The organism is Serratia sp. EC4 (assembly GCF_059652115.1).
Window position 1 is genome coordinate 1,174,481 of the sequence record NZ_JBNIDE010000001.1, and the last position, 17,135, is coordinate 1,191,615.

Consider the following 17,135-nt stretch of genomic DNA (forward strand, 5'->3'; position numbering starts at 1 on the left):
CTTTTTGCTGAGCGTCAGAAGCTCAGGCCCACGCCGACATAAGGGCCATCGGCCAGCGTATTGTCGCGACGCCCGTCTTTGCCTTCCATTTGCATGTAACGGTAGCCCACGTCCACGCTCAGCGGACGGAACTTCCAGCGCAGGCCGCCGCTGGCTTCGTTATAGGCCTTCACGCCGCTGGTGAAAGACTCAGGGGCAAAGTACCCTTCGCCGTGCAGGCTGAAGTAACGGTTAATTTCCCACTCCAGGCCGCCGCCCAGCGCCACCGCCCCGCCGCTCTTCCCGTCTTTCGGGCTGAGGTACAGCGCTTTGGCGCCCACGGTCGCCGTCAACGGCCCCAGCGGCACGCCGAAGTTCAACCCCACACTGCCGACGTTGCCGTCGTGGTCGCTGCGCGCCCAGTTGCCGGTCAGGCCAAGACCTGAAGAGCCGGTGCTCATGCCGACGCCCAGGTTGGTGTAGTGTTGCCCGGCTTCGCCCGACACGCTGATGGCGTTCGCCGCGCCGGTCACCAACAGCAATCCTGCCGCGCACGCGACCCAAGTCTTTTTCATCATCTTTCCCTCTGGTTTGTCATCCGTACCGAATGATCGAATCAACGCATAATAATAACGTCACGAGTCTATACCAAAGCGCAATGAGTATTTAAGGGATAAAAGCGAAAAAATTCTTCAATAATCAAATAAATGTAAAAATTTGCAAACAAAAATCCATATTCGTCAAGGCGATGCCAACGATAACCGAGACCTATTTGCCGTCGCTCGGCAATAGGGCTACAACTAGTAGTGGCTTTGACCAAGGTCAGGGGAAGAAGCCCCGCCAAAGGACTATGCTGATGAACGCTTAAACCGCCCGAGTCTTTACTTAACTGCACTACGATAAGGAGCAAGTGATGAGCAAGAAAGGACTGACCACCGCAGCCGGCGCCCCGGTTGTCGATAACAATAACGTGATCACCGCGGGCAAACGCGGCCCGATGCTGTTGCAGGACGTGTGGTTCCTGGAAAAACTGGCCCACTTCGACCGTGAAGTCATCCCCGAGCGTCGCATGCACGCCAAGGGATCCGGCGCCTACGGCACCTTTACCGTCACCCACGACATCACCCGCTACACCCGCGCCAAGATCTTCTCCGAAATCGGTAAGCAGACCGACATGTTTATCCGCTTCTCCACCGTCGCCGGTGAACGCGGCGCCGCCGACGCCGAACGCGACATTCGCGGCTTCGCCATGAAGTTCTATACCGAAGAAGGCAACTGGGATCTGGTGGGTAACGATACGCCGGTGTTCTATCTGCGCGATCCGCTGAAATTCCCCGATCTCAACCACGTGGTGAAACGCGATCCGCATACCAACCTGCGCAATCCGGTCTACAAATGGGACTTTTTCTCCCACCTGCCGGAATCACTGCACCAGCTGACCATCGACTTCAGCGATCGCGGCATTCCGAAGTCCTACCGCCACATGCACGGCTTCGGCAGCCACACCTTCAGCTTTATCAATGCCGCCAACGAACGTTTCTGGGTGAAATTCCACTTCCGCTGCGAACAGGGCATTGAAAACCTGATGGATGAAGAGGCGGAAGCGATCATCGCCAAGGATCGCGAAAGCTCACAGCGCGATTTGTTCGAGGCGATCAAACGCGGCGACTTCCCGCGCTGGAAGCTGCAAATTCAGATCATGCCGGAACACGAGGCCTCTCAGACGCCATATAACCCATTCGATCTGACCAAGGTATGGCCGCACGGCGACTACCCGCTGATCGACGTCGGTTATTTCGAGTTGAACCGCAATCCCGACAACTACTTCTCCGAAGTCGAACAGGTGGCGATGAACCCCGCCAACGTGGTGCCGGGCATCAGTTTCTCGCCGGATAAAATGCTGCAGGGCCGTCTGTTCTCCTATGGCGATGCGCACCGCTACCGCCTGGGCGTCAACCATCACCAGATCCCGGTGAACGGCGCCAAATGCCCGTTCCACAACTATCATCGCGACGGTGCGATGCGCGTGGACGGCAACAGCGGCAACGGCGCAACCTACGAACCGAACAGCTTCGGCCTGTTCCAGGAGCAACCGGACTTCAGCGAGCCGCCGCTGAGCATTGAGGGCGCGGCCGATCACTGGAACCATCGTGAAGACGACGATTACTACAGCCAGCCGCGCGCACTGTTCAACCTGCTGAGCGCCGAAGAACACCAGCGCATGTTCACCCGCATCGCCGGCGAACTGTCGCAGGTGCCGGAACAGATCCAGCGCCGTCAGGTCGAGCTGTTCACCAAGGTGCATCCGGACTACGGCGCCGGCGTCGCCAAGGCGTTAGGGCTGAAATAACCCTCTGTTGCCATCTACTCAGCCGCCCTTTCGGGCGGCTTTTTTTATGCCGGACGCAGGCGCTCCGCCACCCACTGCTGCAACTGGCGGCGCGAAATCTTGATGCCGCCGTTTTTCAGCTCGTCAGGCAGCGGAAGCAATGCCGTCGGGCGTTGGAAATTGGCCAGCTGGTCCTGCGACCAGGCGAGCAGCGCACTCAACGACAGCGCCGGATCGCCGTCGATCACCGCCACCGGCCGCTGGCCGAACTCGGCGTCCGCCACCGGCACTACAAACGCCTGCGTGATCTGTGGATGCGCCGCCAGCACGCGTTCGATATCTTCCGGCTGCACCCCTTCGCCGCCGCTGAAAAACAGGTTGTCCAGCCGGCCGAGAATTCGCAGTTCCCCCTCGATCATCGCGCCGCGATCGCGGGTCGGGAACCAGCCCTGCTCATCGGCCAACGGCTGCAGATGGCCATGACGCCAGTAGCCAATCGCCAGGCTGTCGGCGCGGATCCAGACCTCTTCATCCACCAGTTTTACCTCGCGGCCGCCGAGCGGCAGGCCGACGCCCGGCCGCGCATCGGCGCGCTTGGCGCACACCGTGGAGGCCAGTTCGGTCAGCCCGTAGCCGCACCAGCAGCGGATCCCCGCCGCCTCCGCCCGTTCGGTCAGCTCCACCGGTATCATCGCGCCGCCGAGCAGCACCGCTTTCAACGTCATGCCCGTCAGCGGTTGCGCCAGCAGACGCCAGAGCTGCGTCGGCACCAGCGAAGCATGCGTGCATCCCGCCAACGCCTCGTTCAGCGGGTGCATCTCGCGCACCGCCAACCGGGCGCCCGCCGCCAACCAGCGCCAGACGATGCCCTGGCCGGAGACGTGAAACAGCGGCAGTGACAACAGCCAGCAATCCTCGCGTTGAAAATCCATCAACCGCAACACCCCGGCGGCGCTGGCCAGATGATTGGCGTAGCTGTGCGCCGCCGCCTTCGGTATGCCGCTGGAACCCGAGGTCAACGTCAGCGTCGCCAGACGCTGCGCCTCCCACGCAGGCAGGTTCGGCCAACGCGGCTCGGTCGAGGGCGGGGTCAATCGAATCACGTCTTCCGGCAGCGCCGGCAACGAGTCCGGGCCGAAGACAAAGGTCATATCCAATTCCGGCAACAGCTGCGCCAACAGCGGCGCCGGCAAGGCGGGATTGAGCGGCAACAGGCGCGCGCCGCATTGCAGCAGCGCCAGATAGGCCAACAGCAACGGATAGCTGTTTTTGCCGCAGAGCGCCACGCCGCAGCCCGGTTCTACGCCCTGATGCTGGAAATCCGCCGCCAGCTCATCCACCTGGCTCTGCAACGCCAGCCAGCTCAGCGGTTGTTCGCCGAGCATCAGCGCCGTCGCCTGCGGCTGAGTGCGCGCCCAGTGTCGCCACGGCCAATCGTTCAACGGCGCCATAGGCACTCCAGCGCCGAGACATCCAGCAGCGGCAACGCGCTGCCCGGCCACGGGCGCAGCACCTGCGCCTGCATCAACCCCAGCGTGTCCAGGCCCGGCACGGTGTCCGGCGTCAGCCAATGGGCGATGCGCGCCAGTTGGGTCAACCCCAGGCTGGATTCGAGGCTGGAACTGATCACCGCCGTCAGCCCCGCCGCGTGCGCCTGCGCCACCAGCGTCTGGCAGCGCGCCAGGCTGCCGACCAGCGTCGGCTTGATCACGATGGCCGCCACGCCCGGCTCGGCCTGCACCACAAAGTCCGCCTCCCGCACGCTCTCATCCCAGGCGATGGCGATGCCGGTCGCCCGGGCGAAGTCGCGCGATTCATCACGGGTCTTGCAGGGCTCTTCCAGGAAGGCTATGCGATCGCGCCACGCCGGGTTGACATATTTGGCGAAGCCGTCGGCTTTGGCGCGGGTCCAACTGCGGTTGGCGTCCAGCCGCAGCCGCAGATCCGGCAGCGCCTCCAGCAGCACGTTGACGATCATGCCGTCGCGCACCGCCTCATACAGCCCTACTTTCACCTTGGCGACTTTCTCGCCCGGCAAAGCGCTCAATGTCTCGAACAGCTCGTCCGGATCGCCGGTGCACAGCGGCGCCTTGCGGAAATCCGCCTGCATCGGCAAGCGCTGCTCCAGCTCGGCCTGCGCACAGCTGAGCCCAAAGGCCACCGAGGGCAACGCGCTGTCATCCGGTTCGTTGCCCGCCAACCAGGCCTGCAGCCACGCCAGCGCGGCCTGTTCGGCCTGCGCCAACGTTTCCCGGCTGAATTCCGGCAGCGGCGCGATCTCGCCCCAGCCTTCACGCTCGCCCTGACGCAGCTGTACCACCCATCCGTCACGCGTTTTCAACCGTTGATTGCGCAGCACCACGCCCGCCTCCATCGGCAGGCTGTAACGGTATAGCGCCGCGCTGCGGTTTGCTCCGCTCATTACGGGTTACGCTTGAATTTGCTGAAGTCCGGTTGGCGCTTCTCGTTGAACGCGTTGCGCCCTTCCTGCCCTTCGTCGGTCATGTAGAACAGCATGGTGGCGTTGCCCGCCAGCTCCTGCAAACCGGCCTGGCCGTCGCAGTCGGCATTCAGCGCCGCCTTCAGGCAGCGCAGCGCCATCGGGCTGTTCTGCAGCATTTCGCGGCACCAGCGCACCGTCTCTTTTTCCAGATCGGCCAGCGGCACCACGGTATTGACCAGGCCCATGTCCAGCGCGGCGGCGGCGTCGTACTGGCGGCACAGGAACCAGATTTCGCGCGCCTTCTTCTGGCCGACGATGCGCGCCATGTAAGACGCCCCCCAGCCGCCGTCGAACGAGCCCACTTTCGGGCCGGTCTGGCCGAAGATGGCGTTGTCCGCCGCGATGGTCAGATCGCACATCATGTGCAGCACGTGGCCGCCGCCGATCGAATAGCCGGCCACCATCGCCACCACCGGTTTCGGGCAGGTGCGGATCTGGCGTTGGAAGTCCAGCACGTTGAGGTGGTGTACGCCGCTGTCGTCGCGATAGCCGCCGTAGTCGCCGCGCACTTTCTGATCGCCGCCGGAGCAGAAGGCCTTATCGCCGGCGCCAGTCAGAATAATGACGCCGATGCCGTCGTCGTAACGGGCGTTGGCCAGCGCGTCGATCATCTCTTTGACCGTTTGCGGACGAAACGCGTTGCGCACCTGCGGCCGGTTGATGGTGATTTTGGCGATGCCGTCAGCGGACTTGTGATACAGAATGTCTTCGAAATCGCCGGTGCAATCCTGCCAGGCGATGGCGGCATACAGGTGTTCTTCATTCGGATAAAGCATGTTCGGTTCCTTTAACCAGGGTTAACGAGAAAGGTCTGCAGCTCGGCGACGAAATCCTGCGGATTGGCCAGATGCGCGTTGTGGCCGGCCTGCGGCACAATGCGCAACGGCAACCCGGCGTCGCGCGCCAGCCGTTGAAATTTGGGGTCGTTCTCACCGCACAGCACCCGCAGCGGCACGGTCAGTTGGCGCAGCTGCGGCGCCAGATAGGGCTGCCGCCCGAGCGACGTGGCTTCGAGCATGTCGGCAATCGCCGGGCCGCTGTTGACCGAACGCGCGGCGATCAACGCCTGACGGTGCACATGGCTAAGCTCTTTGAACACCGGCTGCTGATACCAGTCCGCCAGCACCTCGGCGATCGGCTCACTGCGAAAACGCGCCGCCCACAGTGCATCCTGCTCGCAGCGATGGCGGCGCTGTTGTTCGTCCTCCAGCCCCGGATTGCCGCCCTCGACGATCACGCCTTGCAGGCCGGCATGGCGGCCGTGGCAAGCGTGATACATGGCGATGCGCCCGCCGAGCGAATAGCCCACCAGCCAATAACGTTCAATATTGCGCAGCTGCAGCGTAGCGGCGATTTGCGCGCTGATGTCGTCGAAGCCGCGGCAGGTCACCGCCACGGAATCGCCGTGGCCGGGCAGATCGATGGCCAGCGACGGCCATTCCGGGCAGCGCGCGGCGATCACCCGCCATTCGTTGTTGTTGCCGAGCAGGCCGTGCAGCCACACCAGCCACGGGCGGCCCGCTTCGCCCTGTTGCAAAATTCGCGTCGCCAGCATCATTGCACCGCCATCTGTTGCACCAGGTATTGCAGGCTTTCGGCCCCTGCGCTCGGTGGCACCTGCAGTTCTATCAGCGTGGCGCCGCCGCGCCGCCAGCCTTGCTCAACCGCCTGTTGCAGCTGGCTCCAGTTTTCCGGCCGCGCGTAGTCAAGCTGGAACATCGCCGCCGCGTGGCTGAACTCGACGTTCTGCGGCATGCAGTAAAAGCGTTGGCGCTCCTCGTCCGGCGTCGGCAACAGCGAGAAAATTTGGCCGCCGTTGTTATTGACGACGATCAGCACCGTCGGCGCCGAACCGTGGCGCAACAACGCCAGCGCATTGAGGTCATACAACGCGGAAAGGTCGCCCACCACCGCCAACGTCGGCCTCGCGGTGGCGCGCTGTACGCCGGCGGCGGTGGAAATCAGACCGTCGATGCCGCTGGCGCCGCGGTTGCTGAATACCGGGTAAGCGGCAGGCAGCGCGGTTAACGCGTCGATCAGTCGCACCACCAGGCTGTTGCCGAGAAACAGCTGGCCGTTCTCCGGCAGCAGCTCCGGCAGGCGGTGCGCCAGCTGCGCTTCGCCAAAGTTATCGTGCAGATGCGTGGATGCCGCCGTCAGCGCCTTATCCGCCAAGGCCGCCAGCCCGGCGGCCCACGGCGCGCGCGGTTGCGCCGGATGCTGCGCCAACCACTGCGCCACCCCGGCGCGCAAACGCCGCCCCCGGTGCTGGGCCGGATCGAGCCGCCCCGGCAGCTCGTCGATGACCCAATACTCTTCCGGCCGGCACTGCGTCTGCCACTGCAGCAGGCGTTTGCCGGTCAAGCTGCCGCCGAACTGCACCACCAGCTGCGCGTCTTGCAACAGGCGCTGCGCCTGCGGATGCGCGAGCCATAAATCGGCGCAGGGCAGCGGTTGCCCGGTCTGCGACAGCACATCGCCGATCAGCGGCCAGCCCAGCGTCTCGGCCCAGTCGGCCACCTGTGCGCCCTCTTCCGCGCTCATGCGGCCAGCCAGCACCACGCCGCGTTTTTGCCGCCAGAAGAACCAGTCCGGCTGCGGCGACGGCGCCGCACGCGTCTCGCTTTCCTGCAGCCAAGGCCGATCGCTCTGCCACCAGTCGCCCAGCGCGGCGGACCAATCGGCATACTGACGCTCATCGCCGCCATACAGCGGTTCGGCGAACGGGCAGTTGATATGCAAAGCGCCATGCTGCAGGCGCGCCATCGCGCTGTCGACGCTGGAGGCCAGCCACGCGGCCGGAATATCCGGCGTAGGACGCGGCAGATCGATCGCCAACGTCGGGTGGCTGCTGTAGAGACCGTTTTGACGGATCGCCTGATTGGCGCCGCAGTCGATCAGTTCCGGCGGCCGATCGGCGGTGAGAAACACCAGCCGTTCACCGGTCAGGCCGGCTTCGATCAACGCGGGATAAAGGTTCGCCGCCGCGGTGCCGGACGTGACGATCACCGCCACCGGCTCATGCGCCGCCTTCGCCAGACCGAGCGCCAAATGGCCGAGCCCGCGCTCATCAAAATGGGTATGGCAGATAAACGATCGGTTGGCCGCGGCGGCCAGCGTCAGCGGCGTGGAGCGCGATCCCGGAGCGATACAAACATGCCGCACCCCATGGCGGGCCAGCGCCTCGAGCAGCACAGCCGCCCACCGGCGATTAAAAACACTTGTCGACATAGTTCGCTCACAAGTCAGTTAGCAGAGATCGTCTCCGGCGCAGCCGACGAACGCCGCGCCTGTAGTTACGCTCTGTATTATATGAGGTGTTATTTTCACGGCTTTTGCGCCAGCGCAAAAACGCCGTATATCCCTGAGTGTTTACACCAGATAATTATTTGATTTAGAACAAAAAATAAACAATTAGAACACAAATACTTTACACTTGCGGCGATGCCGGCTCAATCCGTCCATACAAAAACAAGGGAAATAGAGGCGCTCCAACGGCGGCTAGCGGGAAGTATAGGCGGGATAAGGGCAAGCGATCGGGGAAACGGCGGGATGAACGACACAGTCTGCAGAAGAGCACGAGGCGGCCTGCGCCGCCCCGATGACATGATTTATTTGCGGGCCAGCAGCAGCCCCAACACCAGCCCGACGGTGGCGCCGATGCCCACGCCGTGCCAGGGTTTGTCCCGCACGTAGTCGTCGGTGCGGTGCACCGCTTCTTTGGCGCGCGCATAGTAGGATTCGCCCGTGTTCGCCCAGCGCGCCTTGACCTCACTCAGCGCCTGCTCGGCGTGCGACTTGATGTCGATATAGGCCTGATCCGCGCGATCGCCGGTGTATTGCAGCACTTCTTCCAGCGTCTCGGTCAGCATTCTCAGATCGTCATCCAGCGTAGTTTGCTCAGCATCCGTATGTCTTGCCATCGTGAGATCTCCGTGGTTGAAAAATTAAGCGTTCCTACACTATAGACAAGGATCACCGCCTGCGGCCATCGGACTTTTACCCTAAAACACCAATTGCACCTTGGCGGCCTGGCGTTTATCGCCGGCAAACGTCAGCGCCTGCGCCAACTGCCCACTGGCGAATTCCGCCGACAGCAACGGCAGCGGATCGATCACGCCGTCGGCCAGCCAGGCCACCGCCAACGCGAACTCCGCCACGAAGCGGAACGATCCAAGCAGATTCAGTTCCTTGGCAATCAACAACATCAGCGGAAAATCGGGGAAGCTGCCGCCCATGCCCACCTGCACCACAGTGCCTTTGGCGCGGGTGAGCTCCAGGCAGCGCTGCAGCGACAGCGGATGTCCCGCCACTTCGAAGGCGACGTCGAAATAGCCCTTGTCCTGCTGATAGTCGCTAAAATCATCGTCCGCAGCATGCAGGCACCGATTTGCCCCCATTTGCCTCGCGATCGCCAGGCAGCGCGGACTGAGATCGGCGCAGACAATCTCGGCAGCGCCCAGCGCTTTCAGCGCCGCCACCAGCAGACAGCCGATCGGGCCAACGCCGGACACGAAAATCTTTTTCCCCGTCACATCGCCGGGCTGCTTCGCCGCGTGGACAGCCACCGCCAGCGGTTCGGCGAACACCATCACCCTGTCGTCGCGATCGGCGGCGTAAGGAATGCACTGCGCGCTATCCACCACTTTGTATTGGGTAAAAGCGCCGTCGACGTGCGGAAAATACATCGCGCTGCCGAAAAAGCGCATCTCGACGCATTGATTGCTTTGCTGCGCCAGACAGTATTTACACTGCCCGCAGGGTTTGCTGGGATTGAGCGCCACCTTCTGCCCGACCGGCAACTGCGGCGAATCGCTGGCGACCACCTCACCGATCACCTCATGGCCCAGCACCATCGGCTGACGCACCTGAAAATTGCCGACCTTGCCTTCCTGGAAGTAATGCAGATCCGAGCCGCAGATGCCGCCGCGGCTGATTTTCACCAGCGTTCCCTGCCCCCGATAATCCACTTCTTGCGCGATCACCGCCACGTCTCGCTTGCCGTTGACCACGCAGGACTGGGTTTGAATTTTCATCTCCAGACTCCACGGAAAAAGGTTACACCGCCGCCGACATGCCGCCATCGACAAACAGCAGTTGCCCGTTGACGAAGGCGGAGGCGTCGGCGGCCAGGAACACCGCCGCACCGATCAGCTCCTGCGGATCGCCCCAGCGCGCGGCGGGCGTGCGTTGGGTCAGCCAGGCGGTGAAGGCCGGATCGTCGGCCAGCGCCTGCGTCATCTCGGTTTTGAAGTAGCCGGGGGCAATGCCGTTGACTTGAATATTGTAGCGCGCCAGCTCCACGCACATGCCGCGCGTGAGCATTTTCACCGCCCCTTTGGACGCCGCATAAGGGGTGATGGTGTCGCGGCCCAGCTCACTTTGCATCGAGCCGATATTGACTATCTTGCCGCGCCGGCGCGGCACCATGTAACGCGCCACGGTCTGTGACACGATGAAGACCGCCTTCTGGTTGACGGCGATGATGTCGTCCCAGTCTTGCTCCGGAAACTCGGTGAACGGGTGGCGGCGCTGGATGCCGGCGTTGTTGATCAAAACGTCTATCGCGCCGATGTCCGCTTCGATACGGTCGATGGCGGCATGCACCGCCTGAGAGTCGGTGACGTCGAACGCCGCCGCCTCGGCGCGCAGCCCCTCTTCGCGCAAACGATCGGCGGCGTGCCGGGCATGTTCTTCGGTGGTGGCGTTGATCAGAATATGCGCGCCTTGCTGCGCCAGGCCGCGTGCCAGCAGAAAACCGATGCCGCGCGAGGCGCCGGTGATCAAGACGGTCTTGTTATCCAGTGAAAACAGATTGTTCATGGTGATTCCCGGCCATCAGGCCTCCAATCGGACAGGCCTCTATCTCAGCCGATTGTTACCGGTAAAAACGTGATGGAAATCACTGAAAATCATGTTACGAAACCTTGTTACCCTTAACGTGATCTCACGCAGGCAGCAAGAGGGGAAAGATCATCTATCCGATTGAAAAATGGCTATTTCCAATAGAAGTGCATTCATTGTTATCGCCAAATCGATGGGTTAACATACCGCTATCCCCCTTGCCGCGCCGCCCGTGAAGGCCACCGAATGAAACACCTCCGCGTTATGCGACAGGACATCACACTATGGGCCGGCGTAACCCAAACGCCGGGTGACCAAACGCTGGTGGTGAACTGCCGTCTCTCACTCGGCGGCACCGTTTGAGCCGACATTCGGGCCAACCGGCGGCGTAGCGCGGGCTTTTTCGCTGCGCGCCGCCCACCACAGACCGCTGTTTTTCATCGCATAGCCGAATAGCAGCCCCACCAGCAGGGAAAGCGTCACCAGCGGCCAATCGCCGCCGCCGGCGAAGGTCGCGCAGGCACCGATAAAGGTGCCGGGCACGAACCCCAGCCACTGCTGTTTGGCCTGAATGCACATCAGGAACGCCACAACGCCGGTCAGCAGATACCCCAGCAGATTCCACTGCGGGGCCAGTTCGCTGCCGCGGATGATCGCCATTGCCCAGAAGACACCGCTGCAGCAGGTCAACGCGCCAATCAACAGCCCTTTCAGCCCGCCCTGCGGGCAGGCGAAATACGCCGTGCAGCCCAGAAAACCGGCCCAACCGATCAGCCCCAGGCTGACGGCAACCCAGCCCCAAACGCCGGAGAGGATCCCGGTAGTAACGGCAATGGCGAAAAGAACGTTCATAAAGTGACCCGCGGCAAAAATAAAGCGCGCAGTTTACCCGAAGCGAGTTATTTTTTCGTGATTAAAATCACGAAAAAAATGTAAACAAGGAAATGGAAATATCAAAAAAGCAATGATTATCACAAAAAAAAGCCAGCGTGACGGGCACGCTGGAATAACACAACACCAGGGAAATCACGATCTCAAATGCAATGCCTACATGCGACGCCTGTCGCCCCCTCCCGAACGCAGGTTTCAGCGTGGGAAGCCCGCACGCGTTACCATGACGCTCAACGTCAAACAAATCACGGCGCTGCTCAGGAATAACAAGTGGGTCGCCAAATGCAAATCGGCGTGGTCGATCACAACGCCCAACAGGATCGGCACCCAGTTAGCGATATACGCGATCACGTAGAACAGGGAGATCAAACGCGCATGGCTGGCTTTCGGTGAAATCAGATTCACCAGCGTGGCGCTGCCGACGAAGATCGCGCCATAGGCGTAACCGGCGATCACCATGCCTGCGGCGGCCAGCGCCAGCGAATGGATCTGAATCGCCACGGCGAACACCCCGACCGACAAAGCCTGAGCCAGGCAGCCGAACATCAGCGAATGGCGGGCGTTGATGCGACGACTCAAAATCTGGCTGATGCCGGCAATCACCAGATAGACGGCGACCACATAGCCAAAGACGCCACGGCTCTGCATATCCAACAGCTTTTCGGCGACGCTCGGCCCTATCGCCAGAATGCTGGCGGCAACCGCCCAACAAATGAACAACGCCCCGGCGCACAGGAAGAATTTGCCGCCGGTCGCGCGCAGGCCATCCGCCAGAGAGCTCTTCGCCACCGGCGCGTTATCCGCCGCTGCGCTATCGGCCTGCGCCGCCACCGCCTCTCGCGGCCAACGCAGCATCACGCCCAGTGCGGCGACGGCGGCGATGGCCATGATGATGATGAACGGCAATGACGTGGTATGAAAACCGGTTTGCAGGGCGACGCCGCTAAAGATCGGGCCCAGGGCCAATCCGGTGGTAAAGGACAGCGTCGCGATCAACGCCGCATTTTTTCCGCCGTCCTGCGGCCCGAAACGCACCAACGCGATATTCGCCGCACCGGTCAGGGCGCCGGTGCCGACGCCGGCCAGCAGCCGCGCCATAAACATCATGAAGAACGATGACGCCACCGAAAACAGCAGCGCGCCAAGCAACACCACCAACAGCGCCGGCACGATCATGCTGCGCAGGTCTTTTACTTTCCCCGCCATGTTGCCTACGCCGAACAGCGAAATCAGCACGCCGGCGGCATAAGCGCCGTAGATGATCGTCAGGCTGACCGAGCTCAACGCCAGCTCATGTTGATAAAGCGGATAAAGCGGCGTCGGCGCGCTGCTGTTCAACAGCGCTGACATCAATGCCAACGCCAGAAACAGCAAGATAGCGAAATGCGATGTACCCGCCTTCGCTTTAGCCGTTTCTTCAACGGCGATACTTTCTGACATGTTCAACTCCCGAATCGATCAGGCATTCGCCCTAAATAAATGCGCCTTCCCGTAGGCCACGCGGCTTCAGGAAGCGCGCTTATCATAGCGTTGGGCTATCACGCCCAAAATAGCCAAGAATGCATCATCGTGATTCATTAATGCAGCATCGCAGCGCCAGGCATGCATTTCTGCAGCATGCGACGCCGCCAGGCGATGGCGCAACCGCCCAATGCCACGCCATACACTGCATGGTTGGCCAGGCTGGCGATCAGCAAAGCCGGATTTTTGCCGGCCATTCCCCAAAGCCCCAACCCCACCGAGGGATAAATGAAGCACAGCGAGATCAGCGAGCAGGCCAGGCCATACGTCAGCGCCCCGACGAACAGGCCGCCCCCGGACTTAATGCGCGGGCAGATCAGGCAATAGAACGGGATCGCCAGGCTAATGCCGGCAAAATAGTGCGCGCCGTAGCCCATCATCAGAGCCTCTGGCACATCGGGAATGTCGCCAGGCCGCAAAAACCAAAATTGCCCCTGCAGCCATTGATTCATCAGTTTGCCGATGAAGGCCAGGTTGAGCTTGCCGATGAGACCGACGCTGGAGGCTACACTGTTCACCCCATCCATCATCAACGTCGCCACCATGCCAAACAAGACCGCCATCGCCATGCCGCCAACCGGACGCATGTTCATTGTTTCGTTCCTTATCACGTTATGCCACCGCCGCCTGCTCGGACTTGGCCGAAGCACGCTTGCGCACCGCCAACGCGCCGGACAACACGATCAGCGCCATACCGGCGGCGGCGATATAAGACTGCTGTTCGCCAAATATCAGATAGCCAAGCAGCGTAGAGAAAATAATGGTGCTGTAAGAGAGAATGCTGACAATCACCGCATTGCCGCCCCCGTAGGCGCGAGTCATGGCGATCTGCCCCAGGCTGCCGAAGACGCCGATGGCGCAGACGCACAGCAGCATTGCGCCGTCCAGCAAGGAAAAGCCCAGTAACGCAGTCATCAGGCCGCCAACCAGCGTTCCCACCAGCGAGAAATAGAACACCACGCGCAGTTCCGGCTCTCCGCGCCGCACCAGCTTGCCGACGTTAAAGTAAGCCAGCGCGGTCAACAGACCGGCCGCCAGCCCGACCAGCGTGGCAACGTACTCCCCGTTGGGGGCGTCGGGGCGCAGCAATACCAAAATGCCGGCAAAGCCCAACAGCACGGAAAACAACAGCCGACAGGTCAGTTGCCCTCGGGTCGTGATGAACGCGATCGCCGACTGAAAGAGGGGATTGGTATAACCCAACGTGGTGGCGGTGGCGATCGGCAGATGTATCAGCGAATAAAAACCGCAGTACATCGCCGCATTGCCTATCGCCGCCCGCTTCATATGCAATCCGAGATGACGGGTGCGAAAACCGAGGCGCTGGATCTTGATCAGCGCCGCGACGATCAGCACATTGATGAGAGAACGATAAAAAATGATGTCGAAAAATCCGACCGTCGTCGACGCCAACTTGATGCAAGCACCCATCAGCGCAAAGAACCCGCTGGCGACGACCATCCACAAAGCTACCATGATCTTCTCTTATTAACGGCCTTTGGTCTGGGCCGTATCAACACTACCCGGCGGCTTTCACCGTCAACGGTTTATCGTCCGCGCAAGCGAAGAACACCAGCATTTCGGCGCCTTGCTCGCCGGAAACGCCCTGGTGCACGATATCCACGGTATCGGTAAACGAATCCCCCTGCCGGAACGTGCGGCGTTCACCGGTTTTCCTGACGGTGAGCGAAACGCTGCCGCCGCTCATGTACACTGCGCTGATGCAAGGATGCGTATGCCAGGCCAGTACCTTGTTCGGCTCTACCGTCACCTTCAGCATGGTGATCTGCGGTGCGCCGGCGGGATACTGACGATATGCCGTGCCCTCCCACGCGCTGTCGGTCTTGAGCAACGTCGTTTTGACGATGCCTTCGCCATGCCCCTCGGCAGCCTGAACCGGCCCCTGAAATACTGCCAACAATGCCAAAATGCTCCACTTAACCATCTGATCGCTCCATGACTGCCGCGAGTAAAAATGCCAGGCGCCGCGCGCGGTGAACCTGGCGAGTTGAAAAAACAGCGTTGTGCTACAGTCCTTTGATGCGCTGCTCGTATTCCGCGATGCTCTCGGCGTAGTAGCGGTTAGGCGCCGCAAAGTTGCCCACCATCACTTCGATGAGGTACGGCCCCGGATGTTTCGCCGCGGCGTCGAGGGCTTCGTCCAGATCCTCCAGCGTCTCCGCCTTCGCGGAGGCGACCCCCAGGCTGTTGGCAAACGCTTTCCAGTCATGGTTGGGCAAGGCGGTATAGTCGGCGGAAATGCCGCGATTTTGCAGCGTGTCGATGTGCATGGCGCCGTGCGCGCTGTTGTTCATCACCACGAACACCACCTTCACGCCATAGCGCGCGGCGGTCTGAATTTCGATGCCGTGCATCAGCATGCAACCGTCGCCTGTCACCACGACGCAATCCCGCTGCGGTGCCGCCAGCTTGATGCCGATGCCCGCGCAAATGGCCCACCCCATCGGCGCCAGGGAGCTGGAGGTGTGATAATCCCCCCGCCCGGCCGCCAGCCAGTGATGCGCCATGAAAATGCGGTGTGCGCCCGAATCGACCACGACGTTGGTATCCGGATTCATGCGGCTGCGAATGTGTTTAATCGCATCGCCGGGATACAGCCGGCTTTCGCCCTGGGCGATGCGCGCCTGCAACGTCGGCTGCGGCTGTTCCAGCGGCAGTGCGCGAACCCCTTCCAACCAGGCGTCACGCAAGTGAGCCGCGTCGCCAAGCCGCGCGTCCTCATCGCCAACCGCGGCCAACAAACAGTGCAACGTACCGCTCAGGCTGGAAAATATCTGCAGATCCGGCTGGTAATGCGAGCTCACTTTGTCGAAGTCTTCGTCGATCGCCACCAGCGTTTTATTGCCGTGCAGTCTCGGGTTCCAGTTCAGACTGTCGCGCTGGCTGAGATCGCAGCCCAGCACCAGCAGCACGTCGACGCCTTCACCGTTGAGGGTTTCTACCGCGCGGGCATGCCCGGCAAAACCGTAGACCCCTAATGCCAGGGCGTGCCCTTCGGGAAACGCGCCCTTGCCGGACAACGTCGTGGCGACAGGCAAGCGGTATTTTTCCGCTACCCGCAACAACAGCGCGGCATCCTGCGGATTGTTCATCCGGTTGCCCACCAGGCAGGCGACGTTCAGGCCGCGCAGCAGATAATCATGCAGCAGCTGTTCCACCGCTTGCACATCCACGGCCGCTTCACGGTGCTGCGGCACTCGCTCAGGCTGGTCGCGACGATCGCCGAACGCGGTTTTCTTCTGCATGTCGACCGGCACGCTCAGATAGGCGCGCCCTTTCCGCTGTGGGTTCAGACTGGAGAGGCTGCGGCGCAGCTCATGCTGCAAGGTCAGGTTGTTTTTCGTTTCTATCGCGGCGCAAAGCAACGGTTTGACGATGGTCAGCTCATCGATGCCGCTGTTGCTGCCGTCCTGAAAAGCGCCCTGCGCCTCGTGATAGGTGGCGATGCTGCCGGCCAGGTACAGCACGGGGATCTTATCGGCTTGCGCGGCGGCCATCGCCGGCAGGAAATTCATGGTGCCGGGGCCTGAAATGCCCAAGCAGACGCCAAACTTTCGGCTGGCGCGGGCATAGCCATCGGCCATAAATCCGCATGCGGTTTCATGGGCACCGACGATGCCGACAATCTCGGAACGGTCAATAGAAGTGATTAACGGGTAAACCAGTTTGCCGGGGACCAAAAAGATATGTTGAATGCCGCGCGCTGCAAGGCCTTGAATAATGATATCGGCGTTGTTGCGTTCCATCTTCTCGGCGCCTGGCGCCACGGTAACTCTGACTCCGTCCTCCGTCGCCAGCGCAACGGGGGGGCACAGCATCTCTGCGTGAGACTCCATTTTTTTATATCCAGTCATATCATCGTGAGCTAACTTGATTCAGAGTCGATCCCACTTGGCGGTCGCCCAGAAATAACGGGAACCGGCTCTTATTCGTATTGCTTATGCATTAGGGTAGCCTTGGTGTAAAATATGCGTCGGGTCGCAGCATAAGCGCCGATAAGAATAAGCATTACCAGACAAAAATAAAGGTGCAAAACCGCTTCACGGT

The 17,135-nt window shown here is 61.4% G+C and carries 16 protein-coding genes; 1 reads left to right on the forward strand and 15 read right to left on the reverse strand.

What is annotated here, in order from left to right:
* Window positions 1-14 precede the first annotated feature (14 nt).
* Window positions 15-554, reverse strand: a complete 540-nt coding sequence (locus tag ACP39K_RS05495; protein WP_004935943.1) for a YfaZ family outer membrane protein — start codon at window positions 552-554, stop codon at window positions 15-17.
* Window positions 555-892: 338 nt separating this feature from the next.
* Here ACP39K_RS05495 and katA point away from each other — a divergent pair, with 338 nt between their 5' ends.
* Window positions 893-2,329, forward strand: coding sequence for a catalase KatA (gene katA, locus ACP39K_RS05500; protein ID WP_015378563.1), 1,437 nt, complete (start codon window positions 893-895; stop codon window positions 2,327-2,329).
* A gap of 44 nt (window positions 2,330-2,373) precedes the next feature.
* On the opposite strand, the gene menE is transcribed toward katA, so the two are convergent.
* The 14 genes from menE to ACP39K_RS05570 all read right to left on the reverse strand — a co-directional run bounded on the left by menE (window position 2,374) and on the right by ACP39K_RS05570 (window position 16,924).
* A complete protein-coding gene (gene menE / locus ACP39K_RS05505; RefSeq protein WP_251683684.1) occupies window positions 2,374-3,759 on the reverse strand; it encodes an o-succinylbenzoate--CoA ligase in 1,386 nt (461 codons plus the stop codon).
* On the reverse strand, window positions 3,747-4,730 hold the full coding sequence (gene menC / locus ACP39K_RS05510; protein ID WP_197829638.1) for an o-succinylbenzoate synthase: 984 nt from the start codon (window positions 4,728-4,730) through the stop codon (window positions 3,747-3,749). The genes menE and menC overlap by 13 nt, the downstream gene beginning before the upstream one ends.
* Window positions 4,730-5,587, reverse strand: a complete 858-nt coding sequence (menB, locus tag ACP39K_RS05515; RefSeq protein WP_033639797.1) for a 1,4-dihydroxy-2-naphthoyl-CoA synthase — start codon at window positions 5,585-5,587, stop codon at window positions 4,730-4,732. Before menB ends, menC begins: the two co-directional genes overlap by 1 nt.
* Window positions 5,588-5,598: 11 nt before the next feature.
* Window positions 5,599-6,369 (reverse strand): 2-succinyl-6-hydroxy-2,4-cyclohexadiene-1-carboxylate synthase, encoded by a 771-nt coding sequence (gene menH / locus ACP39K_RS05520; RefSeq protein ID WP_033639795.1) that lies wholly within the window; start codon window positions 6,367-6,369, stop codon window positions 5,599-5,601.
* Entirely contained in the window at window positions 6,366-8,042 is a 1,677-nt protein-coding gene (gene menD / locus ACP39K_RS05525; protein WP_497008353.1) for a 2-succinyl-5-enolpyruvyl-6-hydroxy-3-cyclohexene-1-carboxylic-acid synthase, read from the reverse strand. Before menD ends, menH begins: the two co-directional genes overlap by 4 nt.
* A gap of 380 nt (window positions 8,043-8,422) precedes the next feature.
* The gene (gene elaB / locus ACP39K_RS05530; protein WP_028127745.1) at window positions 8,423-8,734 is read right to left on the reverse strand and encodes a stress response protein ElaB; all 312 of its coding nucleotides are present in this window, start codon (window positions 8,732-8,734) and stop codon (window positions 8,423-8,425) included.
* A gap of 81 nt (window positions 8,735-8,815) precedes the next feature.
* Entirely contained in the window at window positions 8,816-9,847 is a 1,032-nt protein-coding gene (gene idnD, locus ACP39K_RS05535) for an L-idonate 5-dehydrogenase (RefSeq protein ID WP_033639792.1), read from the reverse strand.
* 22 nt (window positions 9,848-9,869) lie between these two features.
* The gene (gene idnO, locus ACP39K_RS05540; RefSeq protein WP_016926915.1) at window positions 9,870-10,634 is read right to left on the reverse strand and encodes a gluconate 5-dehydrogenase; all 765 of its coding nucleotides are present in this window, start codon (window positions 10,632-10,634) and stop codon (window positions 9,870-9,872) included.
* A 363-nt stretch (window positions 10,635-10,997) separates the two neighbouring features.
* Window positions 10,998-11,507: a DUF1097 domain-containing protein gene (locus tag ACP39K_RS05545; protein ID WP_033639791.1), complete on the reverse strand. Its 510-nt coding sequence runs from the start codon at window positions 11,505-11,507 to the stop codon at window positions 10,998-11,000.
* Between the two features lie 234 nt (window positions 11,508-11,741).
* Window positions 11,742-12,986, reverse strand: a complete 1,245-nt coding sequence (locus ACP39K_RS05550) for an MFS transporter (RefSeq protein ID WP_060444504.1) — start codon at window positions 12,984-12,986, stop codon at window positions 11,742-11,744.
* Window positions 12,987-13,123: 137 nt separating this feature from the next.
* Window positions 13,124-13,660 carry a DUF2938 family protein gene (locus ACP39K_RS05555; protein WP_197788162.1) on the reverse strand — a complete coding sequence of 179 codons (537 nt, stop codon included), beginning with the start codon at window positions 13,658-13,660 and terminating at the stop codon, window positions 13,124-13,126.
* Between the two features lie 19 nt (window positions 13,661-13,679).
* The gene (locus ACP39K_RS05560; RefSeq protein ID WP_497008354.1) at window positions 13,680-14,543 is read right to left on the reverse strand and encodes a DMT family transporter; all 864 of its coding nucleotides are present in this window, start codon (window positions 14,541-14,543) and stop codon (window positions 13,680-13,682) included.
* Between the two features lie 43 nt (window positions 14,544-14,586).
* Window positions 14,587-15,012 (reverse strand): cupin domain-containing protein, encoded by a 426-nt coding sequence (locus ACP39K_RS05565; protein WP_033639786.1) that lies wholly within the window; start codon window positions 15,010-15,012, stop codon window positions 14,587-14,589.
* A gap of 82 nt (window positions 15,013-15,094) precedes the next feature.
* A complete protein-coding gene (locus ACP39K_RS05570; RefSeq protein WP_033639785.1) occupies window positions 15,095-16,924 on the reverse strand; it encodes a thiamine pyrophosphate-binding protein in 1,830 nt (609 codons plus the stop codon).
* Window positions 16,925-17,135 lie beyond the last annotated feature (211 nt).